General features: G+C 73.0%; 19 protein-coding genes and 1 pseudogene. 9 read left to right on the top strand and 11 right to left on the bottom strand.

What is annotated here, in order from left to right:
- Positions 1-89 precede the first annotated feature (89 nt).
- Both ACN28A_RS21460 and ACN28A_RS21455 read left to right on the top strand, forming a co-directional pair.
- Positions 90-1,307, top strand: coding sequence for a threonine synthase (locus ACN28A_RS21460; protein ID WP_421404551.1), 1,218 nt, complete (start codon positions 90-92; stop codon positions 1,305-1,307).
- A gap of 36 nt (positions 1,308-1,343) precedes the next feature.
- Positions 1,344-2,867, top strand: a complete 1,524-nt coding sequence (locus ACN28A_RS21455) for an MGH1-like glycoside hydrolase domain-containing protein (RefSeq protein WP_421397391.1) — start codon at positions 1,344-1,346, stop codon at positions 2,865-2,867.
- 52 nt (positions 2,868-2,919) lie between these two features.
- On the opposite strand, the gene ACN28A_RS21450 is transcribed toward ACN28A_RS21455, so the two are convergent.
- Together ACN28A_RS21450 and ACN28A_RS21445 are read right to left on the bottom strand one after the other, a co-directional pair.
- Positions 2,920-3,312, bottom strand: a complete 393-nt coding sequence (locus tag ACN28A_RS21450; RefSeq protein WP_278059569.1) for a cupin domain-containing protein — start codon at positions 3,310-3,312, stop codon at positions 2,920-2,922.
- A 606-nt stretch (positions 3,313-3,918) separates the two neighbouring features.
- Positions 3,919-4,350 carry a hypothetical protein gene (locus ACN28A_RS21445; protein WP_421397390.1) on the bottom strand — a complete coding sequence of 144 codons (432 nt, stop codon included), beginning with the start codon at positions 4,348-4,350 and terminating at the stop codon, positions 3,919-3,921.
- A 259-nt stretch (positions 4,351-4,609) separates the two neighbouring features.
- Between ACN28A_RS21445 and ACN28A_RS21440 the strand changes: the two genes are divergently transcribed.
- Together ACN28A_RS21440 and ACN28A_RS21435 are read left to right on the top strand one after the other, a co-directional pair.
- Positions 4,610-5,011 (top strand): fibronectin type III domain-containing protein, encoded by a 402-nt coding sequence (locus tag ACN28A_RS21440; protein ID WP_421397388.1) that lies wholly within the window; start codon positions 4,610-4,612, stop codon positions 5,009-5,011.
- Between the two features lie 159 nt (positions 5,012-5,170).
- A pseudogene (locus tag ACN28A_RS21435) lies at positions 5,171-5,989 on the top strand (NAD-dependent protein deacetylase); the annotation flags it as partial.
- Positions 5,990-6,156: 167 nt separating this feature from the next.
- Here the strand turns inward: ACN28A_RS21435 and ACN28A_RS21430 are convergent.
- From ACN28A_RS21430 to ACN28A_RS21415, 4 genes are all read right to left on the bottom strand, one after another.
- The gene (locus ACN28A_RS21430; protein ID WP_421397386.1) at positions 6,157-6,885 is read right to left on the bottom strand and encodes a GNAT family N-acetyltransferase; all 729 of its coding nucleotides are present in this window, start codon (positions 6,883-6,885) and stop codon (positions 6,157-6,159) included.
- 100 nt (positions 6,886-6,985) lie between these two features.
- Positions 6,986-7,957, bottom strand: a complete 972-nt coding sequence (locus tag ACN28A_RS21425) for a DMT family transporter (protein WP_421397385.1) — start codon at positions 7,955-7,957, stop codon at positions 6,986-6,988.
- A 351-nt stretch (positions 7,958-8,308) separates the two neighbouring features.
- A complete protein-coding gene (locus ACN28A_RS21420) occupies positions 8,309-8,629 on the bottom strand; it encodes a HesB/IscA family protein (protein ID WP_421397384.1) in 321 nt (106 codons plus the stop codon).
- 326 nt (positions 8,630-8,955) lie between these two features.
- On the bottom strand, positions 8,956-10,065 hold the full coding sequence (locus tag ACN28A_RS21415) for an NAD(P)-binding domain-containing protein (protein ID WP_421397383.1): 1,110 nt from the start codon (positions 10,063-10,065) through the stop codon (positions 8,956-8,958).
- 97 nt (positions 10,066-10,162) lie between these two features.
- On the opposite strand from ACN28A_RS21415, the gene ACN28A_RS21410 reads away from it, so the two are divergent.
- The 5 genes from ACN28A_RS21410 to ACN28A_RS21390 all read left to right on the top strand — a co-directional run bounded on the left by ACN28A_RS21410 (position 10,163) and on the right by ACN28A_RS21390 (position 17,674).
- Positions 10,163-11,467, top strand: a complete 1,305-nt coding sequence (locus tag ACN28A_RS21410) for a phospholipase D-like domain-containing protein (protein WP_421397381.1) — start codon at positions 10,163-10,165, stop codon at positions 11,465-11,467.
- Positions 11,468-11,601: 134 nt separating this feature from the next.
- On the top strand, positions 11,602-13,182 hold the full coding sequence (gene aceB / locus ACN28A_RS21405; RefSeq protein WP_421397379.1) for a malate synthase A: 1,581 nt from the start codon (positions 11,602-11,604) through the stop codon (positions 13,180-13,182).
- 80 nt (positions 13,183-13,262) lie between these two features.
- Complete coding sequence (locus tag ACN28A_RS21400) at positions 13,263-14,729, top strand: FAD-linked oxidase C-terminal domain-containing protein (RefSeq protein ID WP_421397377.1); 1,467 nt, start codon at positions 13,263-13,265, stop codon at positions 14,727-14,729.
- Between the two features lie 27 nt (positions 14,730-14,756).
- Positions 14,757-16,208, top strand: coding sequence for an FAD-binding oxidoreductase (locus tag ACN28A_RS21395; protein ID WP_421397376.1), 1,452 nt, complete (start codon positions 14,757-14,759; stop codon positions 16,206-16,208).
- Positions 16,208-17,674, top strand: a complete 1,467-nt coding sequence (locus tag ACN28A_RS21390; protein ID WP_421397374.1) for a (Fe-S)-binding protein — start codon at positions 16,208-16,210, stop codon at positions 17,672-17,674. Before ACN28A_RS21395 ends, ACN28A_RS21390 begins: the two co-directional genes overlap by 1 nt.
- Positions 17,675-17,715: 41 nt before the next feature.
- On the opposite strand, the gene ACN28A_RS21385 is transcribed toward ACN28A_RS21390, so the two are convergent.
- The 5 genes from ACN28A_RS21385 to ACN28A_RS21365 all read right to left on the bottom strand — a co-directional run bounded on the left by ACN28A_RS21385 (position 17,716) and on the right by ACN28A_RS21365 (position 21,469).
- Positions 17,716-18,351 (bottom strand): pyridoxamine 5'-phosphate oxidase family protein, encoded by a 636-nt coding sequence (locus ACN28A_RS21385; protein WP_421397373.1) that lies wholly within the window; start codon positions 18,349-18,351, stop codon positions 17,716-17,718.
- A 101-nt stretch (positions 18,352-18,452) separates the two neighbouring features.
- Complete coding sequence (locus tag ACN28A_RS21380; protein ID WP_421397371.1) at positions 18,453-18,785, bottom strand: nuclear transport factor 2 family protein; 333 nt, start codon at positions 18,783-18,785, stop codon at positions 18,453-18,455.
- Positions 18,786-18,955: 170 nt separating this feature from the next.
- Positions 18,956-20,359, bottom strand: coding sequence for a hypothetical protein (locus tag ACN28A_RS21375; protein ID WP_421397370.1), 1,404 nt, complete (start codon positions 20,357-20,359; stop codon positions 18,956-18,958).
- Positions 20,289-21,185, bottom strand: coding sequence for a hypothetical protein (locus ACN28A_RS21370; protein ID WP_421397369.1), 897 nt, complete (start codon positions 21,183-21,185; stop codon positions 20,289-20,291). Before ACN28A_RS21370 ends, ACN28A_RS21375 begins: the two co-directional genes overlap by 71 nt.
- Positions 21,137-21,469 carry a DivIVA domain-containing protein gene (locus ACN28A_RS21365; protein WP_421397367.1) on the bottom strand — a complete coding sequence of 111 codons (333 nt, stop codon included), beginning with the start codon at positions 21,467-21,469 and terminating at the stop codon, positions 21,137-21,139. The genes ACN28A_RS21370 and ACN28A_RS21365 overlap by 49 nt, the downstream gene beginning before the upstream one ends.
- Positions 21,470-21,725: the final 256 nt, after the last annotated feature.

The following is a 21,725-nucleotide window of genomic DNA, read 5'->3' as shown; positions in this document are numbered from 1 at the left end:
CTGCGGGCGGCCGACCTGCGGCGGTTACCTCGCCGGCTGGGCGCCCGGCAGGGATCATGGAGGAAACCGAGGTCCCGGAGGCCGCCGCCGTGTACCTGACCCACCTGCACTGCCCGCGCTGCGACCGCAGCCATCCCGCCGACCGCCCGCAGAACCTCTGCCCGTGCGGCTCGCCGCTGCTGGCCCGGTACGACCTGGCCCGGGTACGCGAGGCGGTGGACCCGACCGCGCTGGCGGGACGCCCGGCCGACCTGTGGCGATACCGCGAACTGCTGCCGGTGGCCGAGGACCGGCACGTCACCACCTTCGGCGAGGGCTGGACCCCGCTGCTGCCGGCGGCCCGGTACGGCGAGTCGGTAGGCGTACCGGGACTGCTGGTCAAGGACGAGGGGCTGGTGCCCACCGGGTCGTTCAAGGCCCGGGGTGCGGCCGTCGGCGTCTCCCGGGCCCGTGAGCTGGGCATCCGGCACGTGGCGATGCCGACCAACGGGAACGCGGGTGCGGCCTGGGCCAGCTACGCCGCCCGGGCCGGGCTGCGGGCGACGATCGCGATGCCGCTCGGTGCGCCGACCATCACCCGTCGGGAGTGTGTGGCGGCCGGCGCGGAACTGCACCTCGTCGACGGCCTGATCGGCGACGCCGGCCGGTACGTCGGGCAACTGGTCGCCGAGCGGGGCGGCTCCCCCGGTGGGGAGATCTTCGACGTGGGCACCCTCCGGGAGCCGTACCGGCTGGAGGGCAAGAAGACCATGGGATACGAGATCGTCGAGCAGCTCGGCTGGCAGGTGCCGGACGTGATCGTCTATCCGACCGGCGGCGGGGTGGGGCTGATCGGCATCCACAAGGCACTGCACGAGCTGCGGGAACTCGGCTGGATCGGCGGGACCCTGCCCCGGCTGGTCGCCGTGCAGTCCACCGGCTGCGCCCCGATCGTGCGCGCCTTCGCTGCCGGGGCACCCCGGGCGGAGCCGTGGGCCGACGCCTGGACGGTCGCCTTCGGCATCAACGTGCCGGCGCCGCTCGGCGACGAACTCGTCCTCGACGCGCTCCGGGACACCGCCGGTACCGCGGTCGCCGTCGACGACGAGGCGATCCTCGCCGACCTGCACGAGTTCGGCGCCCGGGAGGGCCTGCTGCTCTGCCCGGAGGGTGCCGCCTGCCTCACCGCCGTACGGCAGCTCCGGGCCGGTGGCTGGCTCCGCGCCGACGAGCGGGTGGTGGTGCTGAACACCGGCGCCGGGTTGAAGTACCCGGAGACGGTGGACGTGGACAGCCTGCCGGTGGTGGCCGGGTGGACCGAAAGTTGACAACGACGGCGTACCGGCACCAGGCGTTGAGTGGTTATGTCCTCCACCGCGAAGCGCGGCCGGGCAACCGGGTCGAGCGGATCAGCTGACGTCCCGGCCCACCTCGGCGAGGCCGACGCCGGAACCTGGCGTGGCGCTGCCGCGATCCTGGCCGCCAATTGGACCGGTAGTCACACCGTGCCGTCCCGGACCCTCTATCCGCACCAGTGGAGCTGGGACGCCGGCTTCATCAGCGTCGGGCTGGCCCACGTCGCCCCGGACCGGGCCTGGCGTGACCTGCGCAGCCTCTTCACGGCGCAGTGGCCGGACGGTCGGGTGCCGCACATCGTCTTCGACCCGGGAGTCACCGAACGCGACTACTTCCCCGGCCCGAGCTTCTGGACCGGCAACCCGGAACCGCGGCAGCGCCCCGACACCCCGAACGACAGCGCCACGGGCAACGGCACCCCGAACGACAGCGTCTCGGGCAACGGCACCCCGAACGACAGCGTCTCGGGCAACGGCGCCACGAACGACAGCGTCTCGGGCAACGGCGTCTCGGGCAACGGCGCCGGGGCGGCGAGGGCGACCAGCGGGATCGTCCAGCCGCCGGTACACGCCGTCGGCGCCTGGGAGGTCTACCGGCGCAGGCCGGACGAGGCGGCCACCGGGCAGCTCCGCTGGCTCTATCCGCGACTCGTCGCCCAGCAGGAGTATCTGGCCACCGCCCGGGACGTGGGCGGTGCCGGGCTCGCCGCGATCGTGCACCCGTGGGAGTCCGGGCTCGACAACAGTCCGTCCTGGGACGAGGCGCTGGCCGCCGTACCGGTGGCGGTGGACGTACTGCGCCGGTACGCCCGGCGGGACAACCAGGTGGTCTCCTCCGCGCACCGTCCCACCGACGCCGACTACGCCCGCTACCTGAGCATCGCGCTGTCGTACCGGGACGGCGGCTACCGCGACACGGACCTGGCGGTACGCCACCCGTTCCTGGTCGAGTGCCCCGGGTTCAACGCGCTGCGCGGCGCGGCCGAGCTGGCGCTGGCCCGGATCGCCGAGGTGGTCGGCGCCGACCCCGCACCGCACCGGGAACGGGCCAGCGTACTGACCCGGCAACTTGTGGACCGGCTCTTCGTCGCGGAGACCGGCATGTTCCACGCCCGGGACGTGCGGACCGGCCGGCACAGTCGGGCCCGCTGCGTCAACGGACTGCTGCCACTGGTCCTGCCGGGGTTGCCGACCGCGCAGGTGGTGAGTCTGGTGGCCGCGCTGGAGTCGGCACGGTTCGGGATCTGGCCCGTGCCGGTACCCAGCTACGACCGCTCCGCCGTCGACTTCGACGCGTACCGGTACTGGCGGGGTCCGGTCTGGTTCAACATCAACTGGCTGCTCCGGGCCGGCCTGCGTACGCACGGACGGCACGGACTGGCCGAAACGCTGCGCTCGGCCCTGCTCGACCTGGCCCGGCGCTCCGGCCACTACGAGTACTTCCATCCCGACAGCGGCGCCGGGATCGGTTCCCCGGCCTTCAGCTGGACGGCCGCGCTCACCCTCGACCTCCTCGCGGAGCGGTCGGACTGAACGCGGCCGTTTGTCAGTTGGTCGGAACGACCCGCACCGGCGGAACGCCGGTTCAGCTCGTCGGCGGCTCGTCCTTACCGGCCTCCTCCATCGCGTCGGCCTCCTCCTTGGTGTGGTGCACCGCCTGGTCGGCGTGCTCCGGAGGGCCGTAGATGGTGTAGAGCACCAGCGGGTTTGGGCCGGTGTTGACGAAGTTGTGCTTGCGACCGGCCGGTACGACCACCAGGTCACCCTGGGCCACCTTGCGGGTCTGGCCGCTGACCCGGGCCTCACCGGTGCCGCTGACGAAGGTGAGGATCTGGTCGATCTCCTCGTGCACCTCCTCGCCGATCTCGCCGCCCGGCGGGATCGTCATGATGACCAACTGGGTGTGCTTGCCGGTCCACAACACCCGGCGGAAGTCCGGGCTCTCCTCGGCGACGGTAGCGATAGTGAAGTGCTCCATGCCGTCTTCCTTACCCAGAAACCGGTGCGTTGATTCCGGGCAGATTGCGACGGATGTGACCGCTGGGACCTTCGGATCGGGCCGGTACCGCCGGCTTCTACCAGGTCCGACGAATGACCGGGTTTGCTTTCGGCCGGGGTGGGGAACGCCACATCCAGCCGGAACGACCCGCAGGGCGGACCGGTCGAGCCAGGTCCCCGCTGGGCGTACCGCCGATTGGCTGCGCGGGCGGGAGACGGCCAGAGCGCGGCGACGCCACGATGCACCGGCGGCGCCGCGCGCTCGTGGTCGGCCCCAGCCCGCCGGCTAGCACCGCCGAGCGACGATGGCCGGGCGCCCTGCAGGACTGCGTGCCGGGCCGCGCACCCCCGGAACTGCGCGGGCCGGAGTCGGGATTGTCGGGACACCGCGCGCGGCGCGGCTGGCCCGGAAGCGTCGAGCCAGCCGGGCGCCGACGGGACGCACACGGGCCACGCCCGTAGGACCGCGGCGGGGCCGGTCCCCGCGGCGCCGGGCCGCACCGCGGGGACCGGGGCCAGGCGATCAACGCCTGGCCGGGGACGCCCGGCCGGTGGCGCGCCGGCCGGACGTCCGGGGATACGCCGGTCAGGACGAAACGTGCAGGTGGAACGAGCGGTCGGCGGGTACGCCGGCACTTGTGAACGTCTGCACGAAGACCCCGTTGGCGTTGCCGGCCCGGCCGACCACGGCGATCTCGCCGGGTGGCGAGGCGCCGAGGCTGCCGGTCAGGCCGAGCGTGGCGGTGAAGGCCGACCGGACCACACTCTGGATGAAGACCACCTGGTACTGGCCGGTGGTGATCCGGCTGGACGAGAGGACGCCGAACCCTCGGGCAAGGGTCCCGTTGGCGTTCACCACGGCGAAGTGGCCCTGGGCGGTGGCCGGCAGTCCGGCCGCGGTGGCGGGTACGGCCGCTACCCCGGCCCCCTCGTCGATGCCCTCGGCGGGTGGTTGTTCGCCGACGGCGTCGGCCGGCAGTTCGTCTTTGCTGAGCCTGGCCTCGGTGTTTTCGGACATGGTGGTGCTCCTTGCTGGGTCGGGCCGGCTGCCGGCCCGTGGACGAGGGATTGCGAGCGTGGCCACGGCGGATGGTGGCCGTGCCCAGGAGGGCGGTACCTACCCCGCCGCCGACATTACTCTCCGTCAACACATGACCACACTTAGTACGCCTGTCCGATCGAGGACACCGGTCCTGGACAGCCACACATCGACATAGTTAGATAGTTCTGCCGGGACCGGGCGTTTCCGCAGTCGTACCTCCAGAAAGGCTCTCGCCATGCCCGGACGCATCCTGCCCGCCCTGCTACGTACCGCTCTGCTCGCCGTGGCCCTACTGGCCCTGTCGGCCACGCCCGCGCAGGCCGATCCGCTGATCCCGCTGCCGTCGCCCGGTCAACCGGTGGCCACCGACATCACCCCGACCGGTGCCACCCTGACCTGGACCCGCCCCACCGGCCCGGTTTTCCGGTATTCGATGCAGCGGCTGGTCGACGGCGAGTGGCAGGGCTTCTCCTCGATGCCGTTCAACACCGTCACCTTCGTCGCGCTGACCCCGGACACCGAGTACACGGTGGCGGTCCGGGCCGCCGCGCTGGTTGGTTCGGGTTACACCATGAGCCCGCTCTCCGAACCGCTCACCTTCCGCACCCCACCGGCCGACGCGGCGGCACCCGCCTGACGGCGCACCGGCGCCGCGCACCGCACGGACGGCCCACCCTGCGCCGCCCGGACGGCCCAGCGTGCGGCGCGCACGGACGGCCCACCCTGCGGCGCGCACGGACGGCTCAGCCCGGGCACCCGTTCGCCGCGGCGGCGTACGGCGAGGCAGCATGGAGGGGTGGACGACCCGAGCGCCGGAGGATACGCCCCGCTGGCCCGACTGCTGGCCGGCGGCGACGTCGTGGTGCTCAGCGGTGCCGGCCTGTCGACCGACTCCGGGATTCCCGACTACCGGGGGCCGAGCGGGGCCTTGCGCCGGCACACCCCGATGACGTACCAGACCTTCGTCGGCGAGCCGCTGGCCCGGCGCCGGTACTGGGCACGCAGCCACCTCGGCTGGCGGACCATCGCCCGGGCCGCGCCGAACGTCGGGCACCGGGCGGTCGCCGAACTCGACCGTCGTGGGCTGCTGGCCGGAATCCTCACCCAGAACGTGGACGGGCTGCACCAGGCGGGTGGCGCCAGTTCCGTGCTCGAGCTGCACGGCAGCCTGGCCCGGGTGGTCTGCCTGGGCTGCGGCGAGATCACCGACCGGGAGACGCTGGACCAGCGGTTGCGCGCCGCCAACCCCCGGTTCGCCGCCCGGGTCGAGACCGTCAACCCGGACGGCGACGTCGAGCTGCCGGACGAGCTTGTCGACGGCTTCCGGACCGTGGACTGCCGGTCCTGCCCAGGTGGCATGCTCAAGCCGGACGTGGTCTTCTTCGGCGAGACCGTACCGGCGGACCGGGTCCGGACCTGCTTCGACCTGGTGGAGCGCGCCCGGCTGCTGCTGGTGCTCGGCTCGTCCCTGACGGTGATGTCCGGCCGCCGGTTCGTGATCCGGGCCGCGAAGCTCGGCATCCCGGTGGTGATCGTCAACCAGGGCCCGACCCGGGGCGACGACTACGCCGAACTGACCCTCGACGCGCCGCTCGGCGAGGTGCTGCCGGAGCTGGTCCGGCTGGCCGACCCACCCGGGCCCACCACCAAGGCCGGGCCCACCGCTCCGACCGAACCCGTGCCGCAGGCCGAGCCCGTTGCACAGGCCGAGCCCGTTGCACAGGCCCGGCCCACCGGGCGGGCCCGGCCCGTCGCCCCGGCGGGCGCAGGCGCGCGCAGCGGTCAACCGCCGCGCACCGCCGGTCGCGCACCGTCCGGCGCGGGCGAGACACCGGCACCGTCCGGCGCGGGCGAGCCACCGGCACCGTCCGGCGCGGGCGAGCCACCGGCACCGTCCGGCGCGGGCGAGCCACCGGCACCGTCCGGCGCGGGCGAGCCACCGGCACCGTCGGGCGCGGGCGGCCCGCCGGTGGGTGCCGTCGACACCGTCAGCCGGTAGCCCCGCATCCGGTACTGTCCGATGCGCGGGTCGTCCGGCCGGCGGTGGCCGTCGTCCACCCAGCCGTTGCGGGCGTAGAAGCGGCGGGCCCGCTCGTTGAAATCCCAGACGAAGAGCCGGGCGGAGTCGACCCCGGCCGCCCGCCACCGGTCGACGCACCGGGCGAGCAGTCGGCCGGCCGTGCCCCGGCCCCACTGCCCGGGGTCGACATGGATCTTGTAAAGCTCGACCGTGGTGCCGGGGAACGGGTCCGGATGGTTGACCGGGCCGGCGAGGGTGAAGCCGACCACCCGATCACCGCGTACCGCGACGCAGCCGTCGACCTCCGGCGAGCCGAGCAACGCCCCGTAGTAGCTGTCCCGGCGCTCCCGCAGCACCGCGTCGGTCGCGGCGATCTCCGCCGCCGGCCGGACCGCCCGCTGGTACGCCGCACGGCTGCGCAGGTGCAGTTCGAGTACCGCGTCCGTGTCGGCCGGAGTCGCCGGGCGCAGCACGATCGGCGGCTCGGTCATCGTCTCCCGCTCCCTCGTTCCCGCCCGGGACCGTCACCGCCCGGGACCGTCACCGCCCGGGACGGCGCCGGGCGGGGACGGTTCGTGGCTCCGTCCGACTCTACGAGGCCCGGTCGGCTCCCGCCGCTCGTGCGGGGACGGCTCGGTCGACTCTGCCGCGGGCCTCCGGTGCGCGGGCGGCGCGCAGCACCGCCGTACCCAGCAGTGCCGCGCCGAGCAGGCCGGCCGGGCCCAGCCGGTCGCCGAGGAGCAGGGCGGCCAGCACCGCCCCGACCAGCGGCTCCAACAGGACCAGTAGCGCCGCCGTGCCGGGCTGGACGGTGCGCAGCCCCCGGAAGTAGCACAGGTACGCCACAGCGGTCGGCCCGATCCCGAGCGCGACAAGCAACCCGAGGGCGGCCGCACCGGGCTGGAAGCCGAGCCCGACGGTGCCGGCAGCCACCGGAACCAGCAGCAGCCCGCCGAGGGTGAAGCCGTACCCGGTGCCGGCGAGTTCGTCGAGTCCCGCGACCGGCCGGGCGCCGACCAGGGTGATGGCGGCGAAACCGGCGGCCGAGACCAGTGCCAACGACGCGCTGCCGAGTACGGCGAGTCCGCCGAAGTCGCCGGCCGGCAGCCCGACCAGCAGCAGCCCGGCCACCGCCAGCGCGCAGGTGCCGGTGGTCCGCCGGTCCAGCCGACGCCGGCCGGTGACCGCCTCCACACCGAGCACCAGCAGTGGCGCGGCACCGATGGTGACCAGGGTGGCCAGGCTGACCGAGGTCAGCGACACCGCGCCGAAGTAACAGGCCTGGTACAGCGCGGCCAGTACGCCGAGGACGGCGATCCGGGCCCAGGCCGCCCGGCCGCGCGGCGGGCGACGACCGGTGAGGACGAGAAACGTCACGATCAGGGTTCCGCCGACGGCCAGCCGGTAGCCGGCGACCGCGACCGGGGCGAGTCCGGTGTGCCGACCCAGCAGGCTGCCGGTGAGCCCACCGGTGCCCCAGAGCGTGCCGGAGACGACGAGAAGCCACAGGCCGGCACCGGTGTGCCGGCGCACGGGGACAAACGGGGTTGCGGAGGTGTGCATGAGGGTTCGCGCTCCTGCGACGGGAGAAGGGATCGGTCGCGGAAGCGGGGCGAGCCCGGGTCAACCAGGAAACGGCGCGTCGGCCGGATCGGCACGACGCGCCGGGGTCGTCGCCCCGCTCAGGGGCGCGGCGGCGGGGTGATCGGGAAGCACCGGTGCACAGGTGGACAGTACCGGAACGCCGGCCGGATCTCCCACCGGCGATCCCAGCCGGCGGGAGACCCGGCCCTGGCGTGGCTCCGGGTCTACGGCGTCAGTTGTCGGCCCGGCCCGGGTCGGACGATCGAGTCCTGGCTCTGCTCAGAGCGTCGGGACGGGGGCCCGGGTCAGCCGGTCGGGCCCTGGCTCGGGTCAGCCGGTCGGGCCCTGGCCCTGCTCCGGGAAACCGCCCTGGCCCTGCTCGGCGAAGCCGAACTGCACCGCGCCCTGCGCGTCCACGGCCGCGTCCAGGGCCTTGTCGTCGAGGATCTGCGCGGCCTGCGGGTCGAGGAAGACCCGGGCGCCGTCGCTGTCCACCACCTGGTCGCCCTGGGCGGGGCTCTCCGCCAGGGTGAGGTTGAGCGACCCGGCGGAGAGGTCGCTGGCGATACGCAGGCCGGCGCCGTTCGGCACCTCCTGCCGGGCGGTCAGGTCCCGGATCACGAGTACGGCGTTCTCGGTCATGGTGAGCATGCGGACTCCTCGTGGATTGTCGTGTGCTCGGCCCGTACGCCCGACGGCGGGCTGTCCCGGGCATCCGCGTCAGGCCGGCTGCGGCCATCGGAGATCGCGGTGGCATCGGTCATGTAGCCAGCCCGTTCGTCTGGTCCACACACTGCTGCGGACCGGGCTGACGCCTGGGTACGGCCGCTGCGGGTCACCCCGGGCACTCGGCACGGGCGACGGGCCGTACTTGCCCTACGTTGCCGCTTCCAACCCGATCCGTCAAATGCGGCGAGTCGTCCGGCGGGTCGTGCTACGGGCCGCACCGGCCCGCACAGTCCGGACGTTTCAGCAGTTCAGCGCGGTGTTTCGGCGGGAGCCCGGTGCCGGTCGAGCAACTGCCGGATCTCCCGTACGGCGGTCCGGCCGGCCCGGTTCGCGCCGATCGTGCTCGCCGACGGCCCGTACCCGATCAGGTGTACCCGCTCGTCGGCGACCACCCGGGTGCCGTCCATCACGATCCCGCCTCCCGGGCCGCGCAGTCGCAGCGGCGCCAGGTGGTCGAGTACGGCCCGGAAGCCGGTGCACCAGAGGATGACGTCGGCGGCGAACCGGGTGCCGTCGGCCCAGACGACGCCCTCGGGGACGATCCGGGTGAACATCGGCAGCCGGTCCAGCAGGCCGCGCTCCCGCATCCGGCGCAACTGGTCCGTCCACACCAGACCGGTGGCCGCGACGACGCTCGTCGGCGGCAGGCCGGCACGTACCGTCGCGTCGACCCGGGCCACCGCGGCCCGGCCCCACTCCGGGGTGTACCTCCCCTCGGCGATCACCGGCGGTCGCCGGGTGACCCAGCGGGTCTCGGCGGCGACCGTGGCGACCTCGTCCAGCAGTTGCAGGGCGGAGGTGCCGCCACCGACGACCACCACCCGGCGGCCGGCGAACTCGGCCGGTCCCCGGTAGTCGGCGGTGTGCAGTTGCCGGCCGGCGAACGACTCCTGCCCGGGATAGTGCGGCCAGAACGGGTGCCGCCAGGTGCCGGTGGCGTTGACCAGCGCCCGGGTCCGCCACTCGCCCGCGTCGGTCTGTACGGCCAGCCGGCCGTCGGGTCGGTCGTGCACCCCGGTCACCCGCACGGGTCGGTGCACCGGCAGGCCGAACTCCCGCTCGTACGCCGCGAAGTAGCCGGCGACCACCTCGGCGGCCGGGCGGTCCGGGTCGACCTCGCCGAGCGGGCGGCCGGGCAGGTCGTGCACCCCGTGCACGGCGGCCATCCGCAGCGTCGGCCAGCGGTCCCGCCAGGCGCCGCCCGGCCCGGCGCCGCCGTCGAGCAGCACGTATCCGGTCTCCGGGGCGAAGCCGGACCGGCCCAGGAAGTAGCCGGCGGACAGCCCCGCCTGACCGGCGCCGACCACCAGCACGTCCACGTCCCGACCGCTCACGTCGTGCAAGTCCCGACCGCTCACGTCCCGACCGCTCACGTTTGCGGTAACCGCGCCGGGCCGGCGATCCGTACCGGGCACGGTGGTTCCGTCGGTCACAGTTCGGTGCGATCATCTAGCCATGCCGATACGTAGATATTCTCCACGCCTGGCCGCCCGGTCGGCACTCGTCTTCATACTCGCCGCCGGCACGCTACCGCTGCTGGGCGCCGGCCCGGCCGCCGCCGCCGAGCCGGATCCGACGATGAACGACGCGGTCTTCAATCGCCCGACCGGCACGGCCGCCCAACAGAACGCCATCTTCGTCCAGCTCGCCCGGATCATCGACCGGGTACCGGCCGGCGGCGAGATCCAGATGTCCTGGTTCGGGTTCGGCGTCACCGACGTCACCGACTCGGCGACCACGCCCGACCTGCCCGGCCGGCTGCTGAACGCGCACCAGCGGGGGGTACGCGTCAAAATCATCCTGGACCACGAGCAGGTCAGCCAGCGGCCGTACCAGCGGCTGCTGCCGGTGCTCGGCAACAACGACACCGCCGGGTCGTACATCGTGCACTGTGCCGACAAGTTCCCGAACGCCGACCGGGGCTGCATCGGTACCCGACGGATCGACTACACCGACTCGTCGGTCACCGCCTACAACCACAACAAGTTCCTGACCGCCTCCAGCATCGTGCGCAACGACGGCTCGACGGTGTCCAACGTGGTCTTCCAGGGCTCGGCGAACCTCGGCTGGTGGGACGCGAACGAGGCGTACAACAACGGGTTGACGTTCAGCGACGCCACCACCTACCAGGCGTACCGGCAGTACTTCGCGGACCTGCGGTCCCACCGCTACAACTCGGCCGGGAACAACGACTACTACTGGGGCACCCCGACCGGCAGCACCTACCGGGCGTACTTCTTCCCCCGGCGGGAGCGCTCCGGGCAGCCGGTCAGCGACCCGGCCACCGACACCGTCGTCAGCGTGCTCGACTCGGTCGCCTCCTGCTACTACGACGACAACGGCACCCGCCGGCAGACCGACGTACGGGTCAACATGTTCTCGTTCAACCGCCCCGAGGTGGCCAAGAAACTCACCGCGCTGCGCAACGCCGGCTGCTGGGTCGACGTCGTCTACAGCGAGGCGAACAGCGGGGTGCTGAACGCGCTGGGCAGCAACGTCCAGCTCACCAAGTGCCACTACAACGTAGGGCCGGGCCGGGACATCCGGACGCACAACAAATACATGATCATCGACGGCGCGTACGACGACGACATCGTGCCCCGGGTCTTCACCGGCAGCCACAACTACAACGTATCCGCGCTGCGCCAGGCCGACGAGGCGATGCTCCGGATCATGGGCCGGGGCATCCACGACGACTACCTCGCCGACTTCTGGCACGTCCGCGACACCTGCCGCGCCAACGGCGGCGCCATCCGCTGAGGTGCCAGGAAGGGCCCCTTCCTATACAAAAAACGATAAGAAGGGGCCCTTCCTTTCCGGCCCGGCGCACGGCGCGCCGGAGCGTGCGGAGCGCCGTACCCTGACCCGAGGGATCACCAACGAGGAGGTCGGCGATGAACCTGCCGGATGGCGTCCAGGTCACCGGACCGATGAGCGACCGCTATGCGGAGATCCTGACCGGCGAGGCCCTCGACTTCGTCGCTCGGCTGCACCGGTCGTTCGACGGCCGCCGCCGGGAGTTGCTGGCCCGCCGCGACGAGCGGGCGGCGGAGCTGGCCGACGGTGGCACCCTGGACTTCCTGCCCGAGACGGCGGACGTCCGGGCCGGGGACTGGCGGGTCGCCGAGCCGGCACCCGGGCTGGTCGACCGGCGGGTCGAGATCACCGGGCCGACCGACGCCAAGATGACGATCAACGCGCTCAACTCCGGCGCCAAGGTCTGGCTCGCCGACCACGAGGACGCCAACACGCCGCTCTGGCAGAACGTGATCGAGGGACAGCTCAACCTCCGGGACGCGATCGCCCGCAAGCTGGAGCTGCACACCCCGGAGGGGAAGCACTACCGGCTGCGCGACGGCGAACTGGCCACCATAGTGGTCCGGCCGCGCGGCTGGCACCTGCCGGAAAAGCACATCCTGGTCGACGGCGAACGCACCTCGGGCAGTCTTGTCGACTTCGGCCTCTACTTCTTCCACTGCGCCCGGCCGCAGCTCGACGCCGGCTCCGGCCCCTACTTCTACCTGCCGAAGCTGGAGAGCCATCTGGAGGCGCGGCTCTGGAACGACGTCTTCGTGGCCGCCCAGGAGCAGCTCGGCATCCCGCGCGGCACGATCCGGGCCACCGTACTGATCGAGACCTTCCCGGCCGCGTTCGAGATGGACGAGATCCTCTACGAGCTGCGCGAGCACTCCGCCGGGCTGAACGCCGGACGCTGGGACTACATGTTCAGCGTGATCAAGAAGTTCCGCACCCGGGGCGCCGAGTTCCTGCTGCCGGACCGGAACGCGGTGACGATGACCGCGCCGTTCATGCGGGCGTACACCGAACTGCTGGTCCGGACCTGCCACCGGCGCGGCGCGCACGCGATCGGCGGGATGGCTGCCTTCATCCCCAGCCGGCGCGACCCGGCGGTCAACGAGACGGCACTGGCCAAGGTCCGCGACGACAAGACCCGGGAGGCGAACGACGGCTTCGACGGCTCCTGGGTGGCCCACCCCGACCTGGTGCCGGTCTGCCGCGAGGTCTTCGACGGCGTACTCGGGGACCGGCCGCACCAGCTCGACCGGACCCGCGAGGAGGTGGCGGTGAGCGCGGCGCAACTGCTGGACGTGGCGGCCACCCCCGGCACACCGACCGAGGCGGGGCTGCGCAACGACGTGAGCGTCGGGATCCAGTACCTGGCGAGCTGGCTGGCCGGTTCGGGTGCGGTCGCCGTCTTCAACCTGATGGAGGACGCCGCGACCGCCGAGATCTCCCGCTCCCAGGTCTGGCAGTGGCTGCACAACGACGTCACCCTGGACACCGGCGTCCGGGTCACCCGGGAACTCGTCGAGCGGATCGCCGACGAGGAGATCGCGAAACTCGGCGCCGACCCCGGCCGGTACGCCGAGGCACGCGGCCTGTTCATGGAGGTCGCCGCGGCCGACGAGTTCGTCGACTTCCTCACCCTGCCGGCCTACGAACGGATGCCCTGAGCCCGATGCCCTGAGCCGGATGCTCTGGGCCGGCGACGAGCGGATGCGCTGACCAGCGTGGAGACGACCGGAGGTCGACGATGGCCGCGACGGTGATCGAGAGGTTGGCCGGTGAGCTGCGCGGCGCGCTCGGCGCCGAGCAGGTGATCGACGACCGGGCCCGGTTACGGACCTACGAGTGCGACGGGCTGGCCCAGTACCGCGTGGTGCCAGCGCTCGTGGTGCTGCCGGGGACCGCTCCGGAGTGTGCTCTGGTGGTCCGGGCCTGCGTCGCCGCGGGCGTGCCGTTCGTGGCTCGGGGCTCCGGCACCGGGCTCTCCGGCGGCGCCCTGCCACATCCCGACGGGGTGCTGGTCGTCACCTCCCGGCTGCGCGCCATCCGGGAGGTGCTGCCCGCCGACGAACGGGCGGTCGTCGAGCCGGGCGTGATCAACCTGGCGGTGACCCGGGCCGCCACCCCGGACGGCTACTACTACGCCCCGGACCCGTCCAGCCAGCAGATCTGCTCCATCGGCGGGAACGTGGCGGAGAACTCCGGCGGGGCGCACTGCCTCAAGTACGGCTTCACCACCAATCACGTGCTCGGGCTGGAGGTGGTCACCCCGGACGGCGACCTGGTCCGGCTCGGCGGCGCGGCACCGGACAGCCCCGGTTACGACCTCGTCGGCGCCTTCGTCGGCTCGGAGGGAACCCTCGGGATCGCCACCGAGGTCACCGTGCGGCTGGTCCGGTTGCCGGAGTCGGTGCGTACCCTGCTGGCCGCCTTCCGCACGACGGACGCGGCCGGTGCGGCAACCTCGGCGATCATCGCCGCCGGGGTGGTGCCGGCGGCGGTGGAGATGATGGACGCGCTCGCCATCGAGGCGGCCGAGGCGGCGGTGCACTGCGGCTATCCGGCCGGGGCGGGGGCGGTGCTGATCGTCGAACTTGACGGCCCGGCCGCCGAGGTCGAGGCACAGTTCGCCGAGGTGGAGCGGCTCTGCCGGGCCAACGACGCGTTCGAGATCCGGATCGCCGCCGACGACGTCGAACGGGCGCTGTTCTGGAAGGGCAGGAAGTCCGCCTTCGCGGCGGTCGGCCGGATCAGCCCGGACTACATCGTGCAGGACGGGGTGATCCCGCGTACCGCCCTGCCCGAGGTGCTGCGCCGGATCGACGAACTCGCCGCCGAGCGGGGCATCCGGGTGGCGAACGTCTTCCACGCCGGGGACGGCAACCTGCACCCGCTGGTGCTCTTCGACGACGCCGTCGACGGGCAGGCCGAACGCGCCGAGGAACTCTCCGGCGCCATCCTCGACCTCTGCGTCGAGTACGGCGGGTCGATCACCGGGGAGCACGGGGTCGGGATGGACAAGGCGAAGTACCTGCCCCGGATGTACACCGAGGACGACCTGGACACCATGCAGTTGCTGCGCTGCGCCTTCGACCCGCGCTCGCTGGCCAACCCCGGCAAGATCTTCCCAACCCCCCGGCTCTGCGGCGAGGTGCCCGGCCGGCACCGGGGCGCGCACCCGCTCCAGGAGGCCGGTCTCGCGGAGGTGTTCTGAGCGATACTCCCGGAGGTGTTCTGAGCCATGCTGCCGCTCGACCCGACCACCGACCAGCTGGAAGACCCGACCACCGACCAGCTCGACCCGACCACCGACCGGCTCGACCCGACCACCGACCGGCTCGATCGGCTCCGGGCCGCGCTGACCGAAGCTCGCACCGCCCCGCCGGACGAAACCGGCACCGCCCCGCCGAACGAAGCCGACACCGCCCCGCCGGCCGGGCCGGACGACGCCGGAATGGTGCCGATGGTCCGGGCGGGTGGGCCGGCGGACGTGCTCGGCGGGGTACGGGCCCGGATCGTGGCGGCGCCCGGATCGACCGCGCAGGCGGCGGCGCTACTGCGGGCCGCCGCCGAACTCGGGCTCACCGTCGGGTTCCGGGGCGGCGGTAGCCGGTCGGACTGGGGCAACCCGCCGCGCGCCCTCGACCTGCTGGTGGAGACCCGCCGGCTCACCGGAGTGGTCGAGCACGCCGCCGGTGACCTGATCGCGGTGGTCCGGGCCGGCACCCCGCTGGCCGACCTCCAGCGGGCGCTCGCCCCGGCCGGGCAGCAGTTGGGACTGGACGACCCGGTCGGCGGCGCCAGCGTCGGCGGCGTGGTCGCGTGCAACGGCAGCGGGCCGCGCCGGATGCTCTACGGCACCGTCCGGGACCTGCTGATCGGGGTCACAATGGTCCGCGCCGACGGGGTGGTGGCGCACGCCGGGGGCAAGGTGGTGAAGAACGTCGCCGGCTACGACCTCGGCAAGCTCGTCACCGGGGCGTACGGCACGCTCGGGCTGGTCACCGAGTGCGTGTTCCGGCTGCACCCGGTGCCTGTCGCTCGGGCGTACCTGCGCTGCCGGGTCGACGCCGGACGCGGCGACGCCGTGCCGGACGGACTGGCCCGGGTCGGGCGGCTGCTCCGCACCGTACTCGGCGCCCAACTGGTGCCGGCCGCCCTGGAGGTCGACGCGCCGCCGGAGGGCGGTCACGAGGTCGTGCTGCTGTTGGAGGGGACCCCGGCCGGAGTCGCCGGCCGGGCCGAGGCCGCCGCCCGGCTGCTCGGCACCGACGAGTCGCCCGGCCCGACTGCGCCACCCTGGTGGGGGCGGTACCCGTGGCGGCCCGGCGACACCGGGCTGAAACTGACCGGGGTGCTCTCCGGAGTACCCGACCTGCTGGCGGCAGGCCGGGCGGCGGCGGACCGGCACGACGTGCCGGTCGGGGTGCGCGGCTCGGCCGGCACCGGGGTCCTCTACGCCGGCCTGCCGGCGGCGGCCGACCCGGACCGGGTGGCCCGGGTCGTCGACGAGTTGCGGGGTGCCGCCACCGAGGCCGGCGGGCACGCCGTGGTGCTGACCGCGCCGGAGCCGGTCCGGGACCGGGTCGACCTGTGGGGGCCGGTGGAGGGACTGGAGTTGATGCGCCGGGTCAAGCAGCGGTTCGACCCCGACGCCCGGCTGGCGCCGGGACGCTTCGTAGGAGGAATCTGATGCCTTCGCCCGCCGCATCCACCCCCGACCCGGGCATCTCGGACAACGATCTGGACGCTGGGCCCGGTGGGCCGCCACCCGCTCCCGATTTGCCATCGCCCGGCGGCACCCGGCCGGCGAGTGTGCCCCGGGACGTGCTCGGGCTGCTCGGGCCGGCACCCGGCGGACCGGCCTTCGACGGGCACCGGCCGCCGCCGGCAGGCCTCGTCGCCGACTGCGTGCACTGTGGATTCTGCCTGCCCAGCTGCCCGACGTACGTGCTGTGGGGCGAGGAGATGGACTCGCCACGGGGGCGGATCCACCTGATGCGGCAGGGGCTGGAGGGCGAGCCGCTGGGCGAATCCATGGTCGGGCACTTCGACGCCTGCCTGGGCTGCATGGCCTGCGTCACCGCATGCCCGTCCGGGGTGCGCTACGACACGCTTATCGCGCGCACCCGGCAGCAGGTCGAACGCCGGCACCGCCGCCCCGCCCGGGAGCGCGCGCTGCGGGCGGCCATCTTCGCACTCTTCCCGTACCCGAAGCGGCTGCGGCTGCTGCGCGGGCCGCTGTGGGCGTACCAGGCGAGCGGGTTGCGGGCGTTGCTCGGGCGCAGCGGGCTGCTGCCCCGACTGGCGCCGACGCTTGCCACCCTGGAGTCGCTGGCCCCCCGGCTGACCAGGGCACCGAAGGCTCCGGACCGGGTACCCGCGTACGGGCCGCGCCGGGCGGTGGTCGGGATGCTCACCGGCTGCGTGCAGAGTGCGTTCTTTCCCGGCGTGAACGCGGCGACGGCCCGGGTGCTGGCCGCCGAGGGCTGCGAGGTGCTGCTGAACCCCGCCCGGCAGGGCTGCTGCGGCGCGCTGAGCCTGCACAACGGGCGGGAGGAGGAGGCCCGCCGGTTCGCCCGGGACCTGGTCGACGCCTTCGACGGCACCGGCATCGACTACTTCGTGGTCAACGCCGCAGGCTGCGGCTCGGCCCTGAAGGAGTACGGCGACCTGCTCGCCGACGACCCGGCGTACGCCCAGCGGGCCGCCGCGTTCGCCGCCCGGGTACGCGACTTCTCCGAACTCCTCGTCGAACTCGGCCCGGTTGCCCGGCGGCACCCGCTGCCGGTGAGCGTGGCCTATCACGACGCCTGCCACCTCGGGCACGCCCAGGGCATCCGCAGCCAGCCGCGGGAACTGCTGCGGGCCGTTCCCGAGCTGGAGCTGCGGGAGATCGCCGACCCGGAGCTGTGCTGCGGCTCGGCCGGGGTGTGGAACGTGCTCAACCCGGAGCCGGCGGCCGAACTCGGCGAGCGCAAGGCCCGCAACGTGCTCGGCACCGGCGCCCGGCTGCTGGTGACCGCCAACCCGGGCTGCCTGATGCAGATCGCCGCCGCGCTGCCCCGGGCCGGCGGCGGCCGGATCGGACTGGCACACACCGCACAGGTGCTGGACGCCTCCATCCGGCGCCTGCCGGTGCGGCACCTGCTCTCCTGACCGCCGACCGGCGCCGATCGTCCGGGGCGCCGGGCGGGGCTTCAGCCCTGGTAGAGCCGGCGGGCGTACTGCTCGCCGTAGTAGCGCTCCAGTTCCTCCAGCGACTCCTCGGTCTTCTGGACCCGCTTGACGATCTGTGCCTGCGGCGGCAGCACCTCCGGGTGCCAGCTCTCCGGCCGCCACAGCGACGAGCGCATGAACGCCTTGGCACAGTGGAAGAAGATCTGTTCGATCTCGACCACCAGGGCCAGGATCGGCCGGTGCCCCTTGACCACCATCTGGTCGAAGAACGGCGCCTCGCGGACCAGCCGGGCCCGGCCGTTGATCCGCAGTGTCTCGCCCCTGCCGGGGATCAGGTAGACCAGCCCGACGTGCGGGTTGGCCAGGATGTTGCGGAAGCCGTCCGCCCGCCGGTTGCCGGGACGTTCCGGGACGGCGATCGTGGTGTCGTCGAGCACCAGGGTGAAGCCGGGCGGGTCGCCCTTCGGCGAGACGTCGCAGTTGCCGTCCCGGTCGGCCGTCGCCACCAGGCAGAAGGGCGAGGCGGCCAGCCACTCGCGGTCGATCTCGTGCAGGCGTACCCGTTCCTTCGTCACCGCCCGGGGGATCGGTTCGCCGAGCAGCTCGCGCAGCTCCGCCTCGGACGCAATCTCCACCAGCTCCGCCGGTGCCACCATCGCCGCCTCCCCCGTCAGACTTCAATCCCCTCCAAACTACGCCCGTGCCGCGCGGTTGGTAAGGACCCCATGGCGGGGTGGGACTTCGGCGGGCCCGGCCGTCAGGGGGCGATGCGGAGCCGGCGGATCACCTCGTCGTCGTACTCCGAGAAGCGGAAGCGGAGGCCGGCGAACGGGCTGCCGGGGAAGTCGCCGCTGATGGCGGCGGTCACCACCGTTCCGGCCGGGGTCTGCTCGACGTCGGTGATCTCGTAGCTGACCAGCGGCACCTCGCCCCGCCAGCGGCGGATCTCGGCGATGCCCCGGTATTCCTTCCCCTCGTCCTCGACCACCGCGTCGTCGGCGAACAACCCGAGGTACGCCTCGGTGTCCGGCTGCGACGCGTACGCGAAGTACCGGCGGATGATCTCGGGGGCCTGGCCGGCGCCGGTCATGACCTGTCTCCTGAATCTCTTTCCGACCAAGGAACTGGAAGTCGGTGGACGCTACTGATCCTGCACGACACCCCCGACAGGTGCCCACCGTTCGACCGGTTCCGAGCGAACCCGGGGACGTCGCCCAGCAGCCTGACCAGCGGCTCAGGACCCTTTACCGACAGCGTCGGTCAGAGGCCGAGTGCGCCGATGGCGGCGGGAAGGGTGGCCGCGGTGGCGAGTTGGCGTACGTCGTCGCGCTCGCGGAGCCAGATCTGGCAGGTGGTGCCGTCGAAGTGGGCGGCGACGGGTTGGCCGGGATGATGGCGGGCGAGTCGACGGAGCAGGGGTACGGGGTCGTCGACTGTGCCAGGGGTCGGGTTCTGTGGGACCGGGATCGGCTCGGTCGGATCGTCGGGGACGTTGGCGGCGATGGCGAGTTCGAGGTATTCGAGGCAGAACGCGGTCGCGGCTTCCGGGGTGTGGCGGGTAGGCGGGTCGGCGGGGGCGGGCGGACGGCCTGGGCGGTCGATCGTGACGTCCCAGCTCTCGCCCTGGATCAACCGGAGGTCGCCGACATTGTGGCGGTGGTCGGTGAGGGTGATCGTGGCCGTCAGGCGCAGCCCGAGGACGAGCCGGACCAGGTCGGCCAGGGACGGCACGTCGGGTCGGCGGGCGAGCAGGAACAGTCGGCCACCGGCCCTGCCCCGGGCGGCCCAGCGCAGGTGTTCGGTGAGCGGATCGGCATCGGGCTGGTGCAGGGTGACGGTCCCGTCCCGGAGATGCTGGTCGAGGGTGCCGCCGCCGTCGAGTTCGACCAGGTCCTGCGGGCGTACGCCGAAGTGGTCGGCCCAGGCGGCCAGGCGGAACTGCTCGGGAAGCTGGTGTAGGGGTTTGCCGCCGGGGTGGGTCGCCACGTGTGGTGCGGGGACGTGTCGACCGGTCCGCCAGTGCTCCTCCCCCGCCGGCCTGGTCGGCTCGTCGCCCAGCCCGTCGGGGCTGGTGTGCCAGATGTGTTCGCCGGCCTGCCAGCCGGCCGGGCCGGTCCGCCAGCACAGGTGGACGACCCGGCCGGCAAGATCGGTGATGGTGACCGTCACCTCCGGGTAGCGACGGTGGCTCCCCCAGCAGGTGTGGCAGCGCAGCAGGGACGGGCTGCGACCGGAGCCGGCGCACTGCGGGCAGTCGGGGTCGGCCCGGTTGGCGCCGAGTCGGCAGTCGCAGCGCCGGAGTCGACTGTGCGGGTCGCAGTCGGGGCAGTCGACGTACCGGACGGGCGGGCCCCGCCACGAGGGGGCCGGCGGTTGCCAACCCCGCCGCAGCACCGGCGTACGTCGGCATTGGATCTGTCCGGTGGTCCACTCGGTGAGGGTTTCGGTCGTGCCGTCCGTGCGGAGGCTGGTGTGCCACCAGCGGCCGTCGCGCCAGACGGCCTGTGCTCCTGGAGTCGGGGTGCCGGTGTCCAGGTCGGTGCAGTCGGCGAGGATCCGCCGTTCGAGCTGGTCCAGGTCGACCGTCGACGGTTCATCCGGTGGTCGGTGTCGGATGCTGGAACTGGTGGGCGGGGACAGTCCGGCCACGTTCGTCCAGTCCATAGCAGGCGTCGAGGTCGCTGGTGGTGCTGATCGCGGCGGCCAAGTCGTCGGCGTAGCCGTACGTCTCGGCTGGCACCGGCCCATCCGGAAGCTCGAACCGGACCGCCCAGGTCAGGGCGTCGGTGGCGGCCAGGCGGCGGGCCTCGACCACCAGATCCAGGCAGAGCAGCCCGGCCAGCCGGCACCACCGGCCCAGCTCGGCAGCCGCGTCCAGCCGTGGTGTGCCGGCGGTGGTGCGGCCGAGGTAGAGCCGCCACGCGTCGAGGCTCTCCCCCGCGATCGCCTCCGCCTCCAGCGTCCTGCGCACGGGTGCGGGCTGCTCCGGACGCCAGGCGCGGGGCAGCAGGACCAGCGGCCCGTCCGGATCACCCGGGGCCCGGACGTCCGTCCACGAGCCGGCGCCGACCAGGGCAGCCAGGTCGTGCAGCAGCGGGGCGAGCGGCAGATGCCAGCTCCCACCACCGTCGCCGGGCCACGGCACGGGTTCGACGACTCCGGGTACGACGTTCGCCGAGGCGACCGATCCGGTGTCCAGGTTCGCCATCGTCAACACGAGCTGCGCCCGACGCCGGCCGGACTGCCGGCAGTCGTGGCACGGCCGGGCGAGGGTGCCGACGCCCTGGCACTCCCGGCAGTCGCGGTATGCCTCTCCGGCAGGCCGGTCCCCGCCGTCGTTGTCGTTGACGAGGAGTCGGTCGCCGCCGTAGGTGCAGCGACACGGATCAAGCGTGACCGCGAGGCCGTCACACGATCGGCACGACACGTACCGGTCGGCCATCAGCGCCCCGCCAGTTCCTGCGCCGACCGCACCTGTCGGGACTGCCACCGCCGCAACGCGTCCTTGATCCGGGTGTTCTGCTCCCGGACCCGGGCCAGTTCGGTGTACGCCCTGGCCAGGTCATTGGCGACCTGATCCAGGAACTCCGTCACCTCGTCCGGATCGACTCCCCGCCGGCCGAAACCGACCGGGGTGAACCGGCGCAGCCGCACCTGCGACGGCAAGTAACCAGCAGCACGACGCCGGTTGGCGCGACAGCAGGGCTGCACGCACTGACCCCTCTCCGATAGTGTCCGATCGACTACGCAGCCCCGATGATTCGAGGGACACATCCGGTGGACATCACCCAGGTGAAGACGACCATCAGCCGGGGCGACCAGGCCGCCAAGGATGGCATCGTCGTTGTGCTGGGAGTCCGGGACCGAGCCAACCAGGCTCAGACGTCAGCCGCCGCAACGGCCCACGACAGCAGACACGACGAGGTCGGGCGGCTCTCAAGAAGCTCAAGGAAGCGACGAAAGAAGCAGCCCGGGTCGCCGATCTGTTGCGCTCCGGATCTGAGGCCGCGAACGAGTACGCCTCGAGGCT

Origin of the sequence: Plantactinospora sp. WMMB782 (genome assembly GCF_049179135.1) — a bacterium.
GTDB lineage: Bacteria > Actinomycetota > Actinomycetes > Mycobacteriales > Micromonosporaceae > Plantactinospora.
Note: the sequence above shows the minus strand (reverse complement) of the source record. Positions and strands in the feature narration are given on the sequence as shown.

Bases quoted from the DNA above. Each gene is read 5' to 3' on its own strand.
- ACN28A_RS21410 (WP_421397381.1), top strand. From the start codon at position 10,163: ATGCCGATACGTAGATATTCTCCACGCCTGGCCGCCCGGTCGGCACTC.
- ACN28A_RS21390 (WP_421397374.1), top strand. From the start codon at position 16,208: ATGCCTTCGCCCGCCGCATCCACCCCCGACCCGGGCATCTCGGACAAC.
- ACN28A_RS21445 (WP_421397390.1), bottom strand. From the start codon at position 4,350: ATGTCCGAAAACACCGAGGCCAGGCTCAGCAAAGACGAACTGCCGGCC.
- ACN28A_RS21425 (WP_421397385.1), bottom strand. From the start codon at position 7,957: ATGCACACCTCCGCAACCCCGTTTGTCCCCGTGCGCCGGCACACCGGT.
- ACN28A_RS21430 (WP_421397386.1), bottom strand. From the start codon at position 6,885: ATGACCGAGCCGCCGATCGTGCTGCGCCCGGCGACTCCGGCCGACACG.
- ACN28A_RS21420 (WP_421397384.1), bottom strand. From the start codon at position 8,629: ATGCTCACCATGACCGAGAACGCCGTACTCGTGATCCGGGACCTGACC.
- ACN28A_RS21455 (WP_421397391.1), top strand. From the start codon at position 1,344: ATGTCCTCCACCGCGAAGCGCGGCCGGGCAACCGGGTCGAGCGGATCA.
- ACN28A_RS21395 (WP_421397376.1), top strand. From the start codon at position 14,757: ATGCTGCCGCTCGACCCGACCACCGACCAGCTGGAAGACCCGACCACC.
- ACN28A_RS21400 (WP_421397377.1), top strand. From the start codon at position 13,263: ATGGCCGCGACGGTGATCGAGAGGTTGGCCGGTGAGCTGCGCGGCGCG.
- ACN28A_RS21380 (WP_421397371.1), bottom strand. From the start codon at position 18,785: ATGACCGGCGCCGGCCAGGCCCCCGAGATCATCCGCCGGTACTTCGCG.
- ACN28A_RS21385 (WP_421397373.1), bottom strand. From the start codon at position 18,351: ATGGTGGCACCGGCGGAGCTGGTGGAGATTGCGTCCGAGGCGGAGCTG.
- ACN28A_RS21440 (WP_421397388.1), top strand. From the start codon at position 4,610: ATGCCCGGACGCATCCTGCCCGCCCTGCTACGTACCGCTCTGCTCGCC.
- ACN28A_RS21365 (WP_421397367.1), bottom strand. From the start codon at position 21,469: ATGTGTCCCTCGAATCATCGGGGCTGCGTAGTCGATCGGACACTATCG.
- ACN28A_RS21450 (WP_278059569.1), bottom strand. From the start codon at position 3,312: ATGGAGCACTTCACTATCGCTACCGTCGCCGAGGAGAGCCCGGACTTC.
- ACN28A_RS21375 (WP_421397370.1), bottom strand. From the start codon at position 20,359: ATGGACTGGACGAACGTGGCCGGACTGTCCCCGCCCACCAGTTCCAGC.
- aceB (WP_421397379.1), top strand. From the start codon at position 11,602: ATGAACCTGCCGGATGGCGTCCAGGTCACCGGACCGATGAGCGACCGC.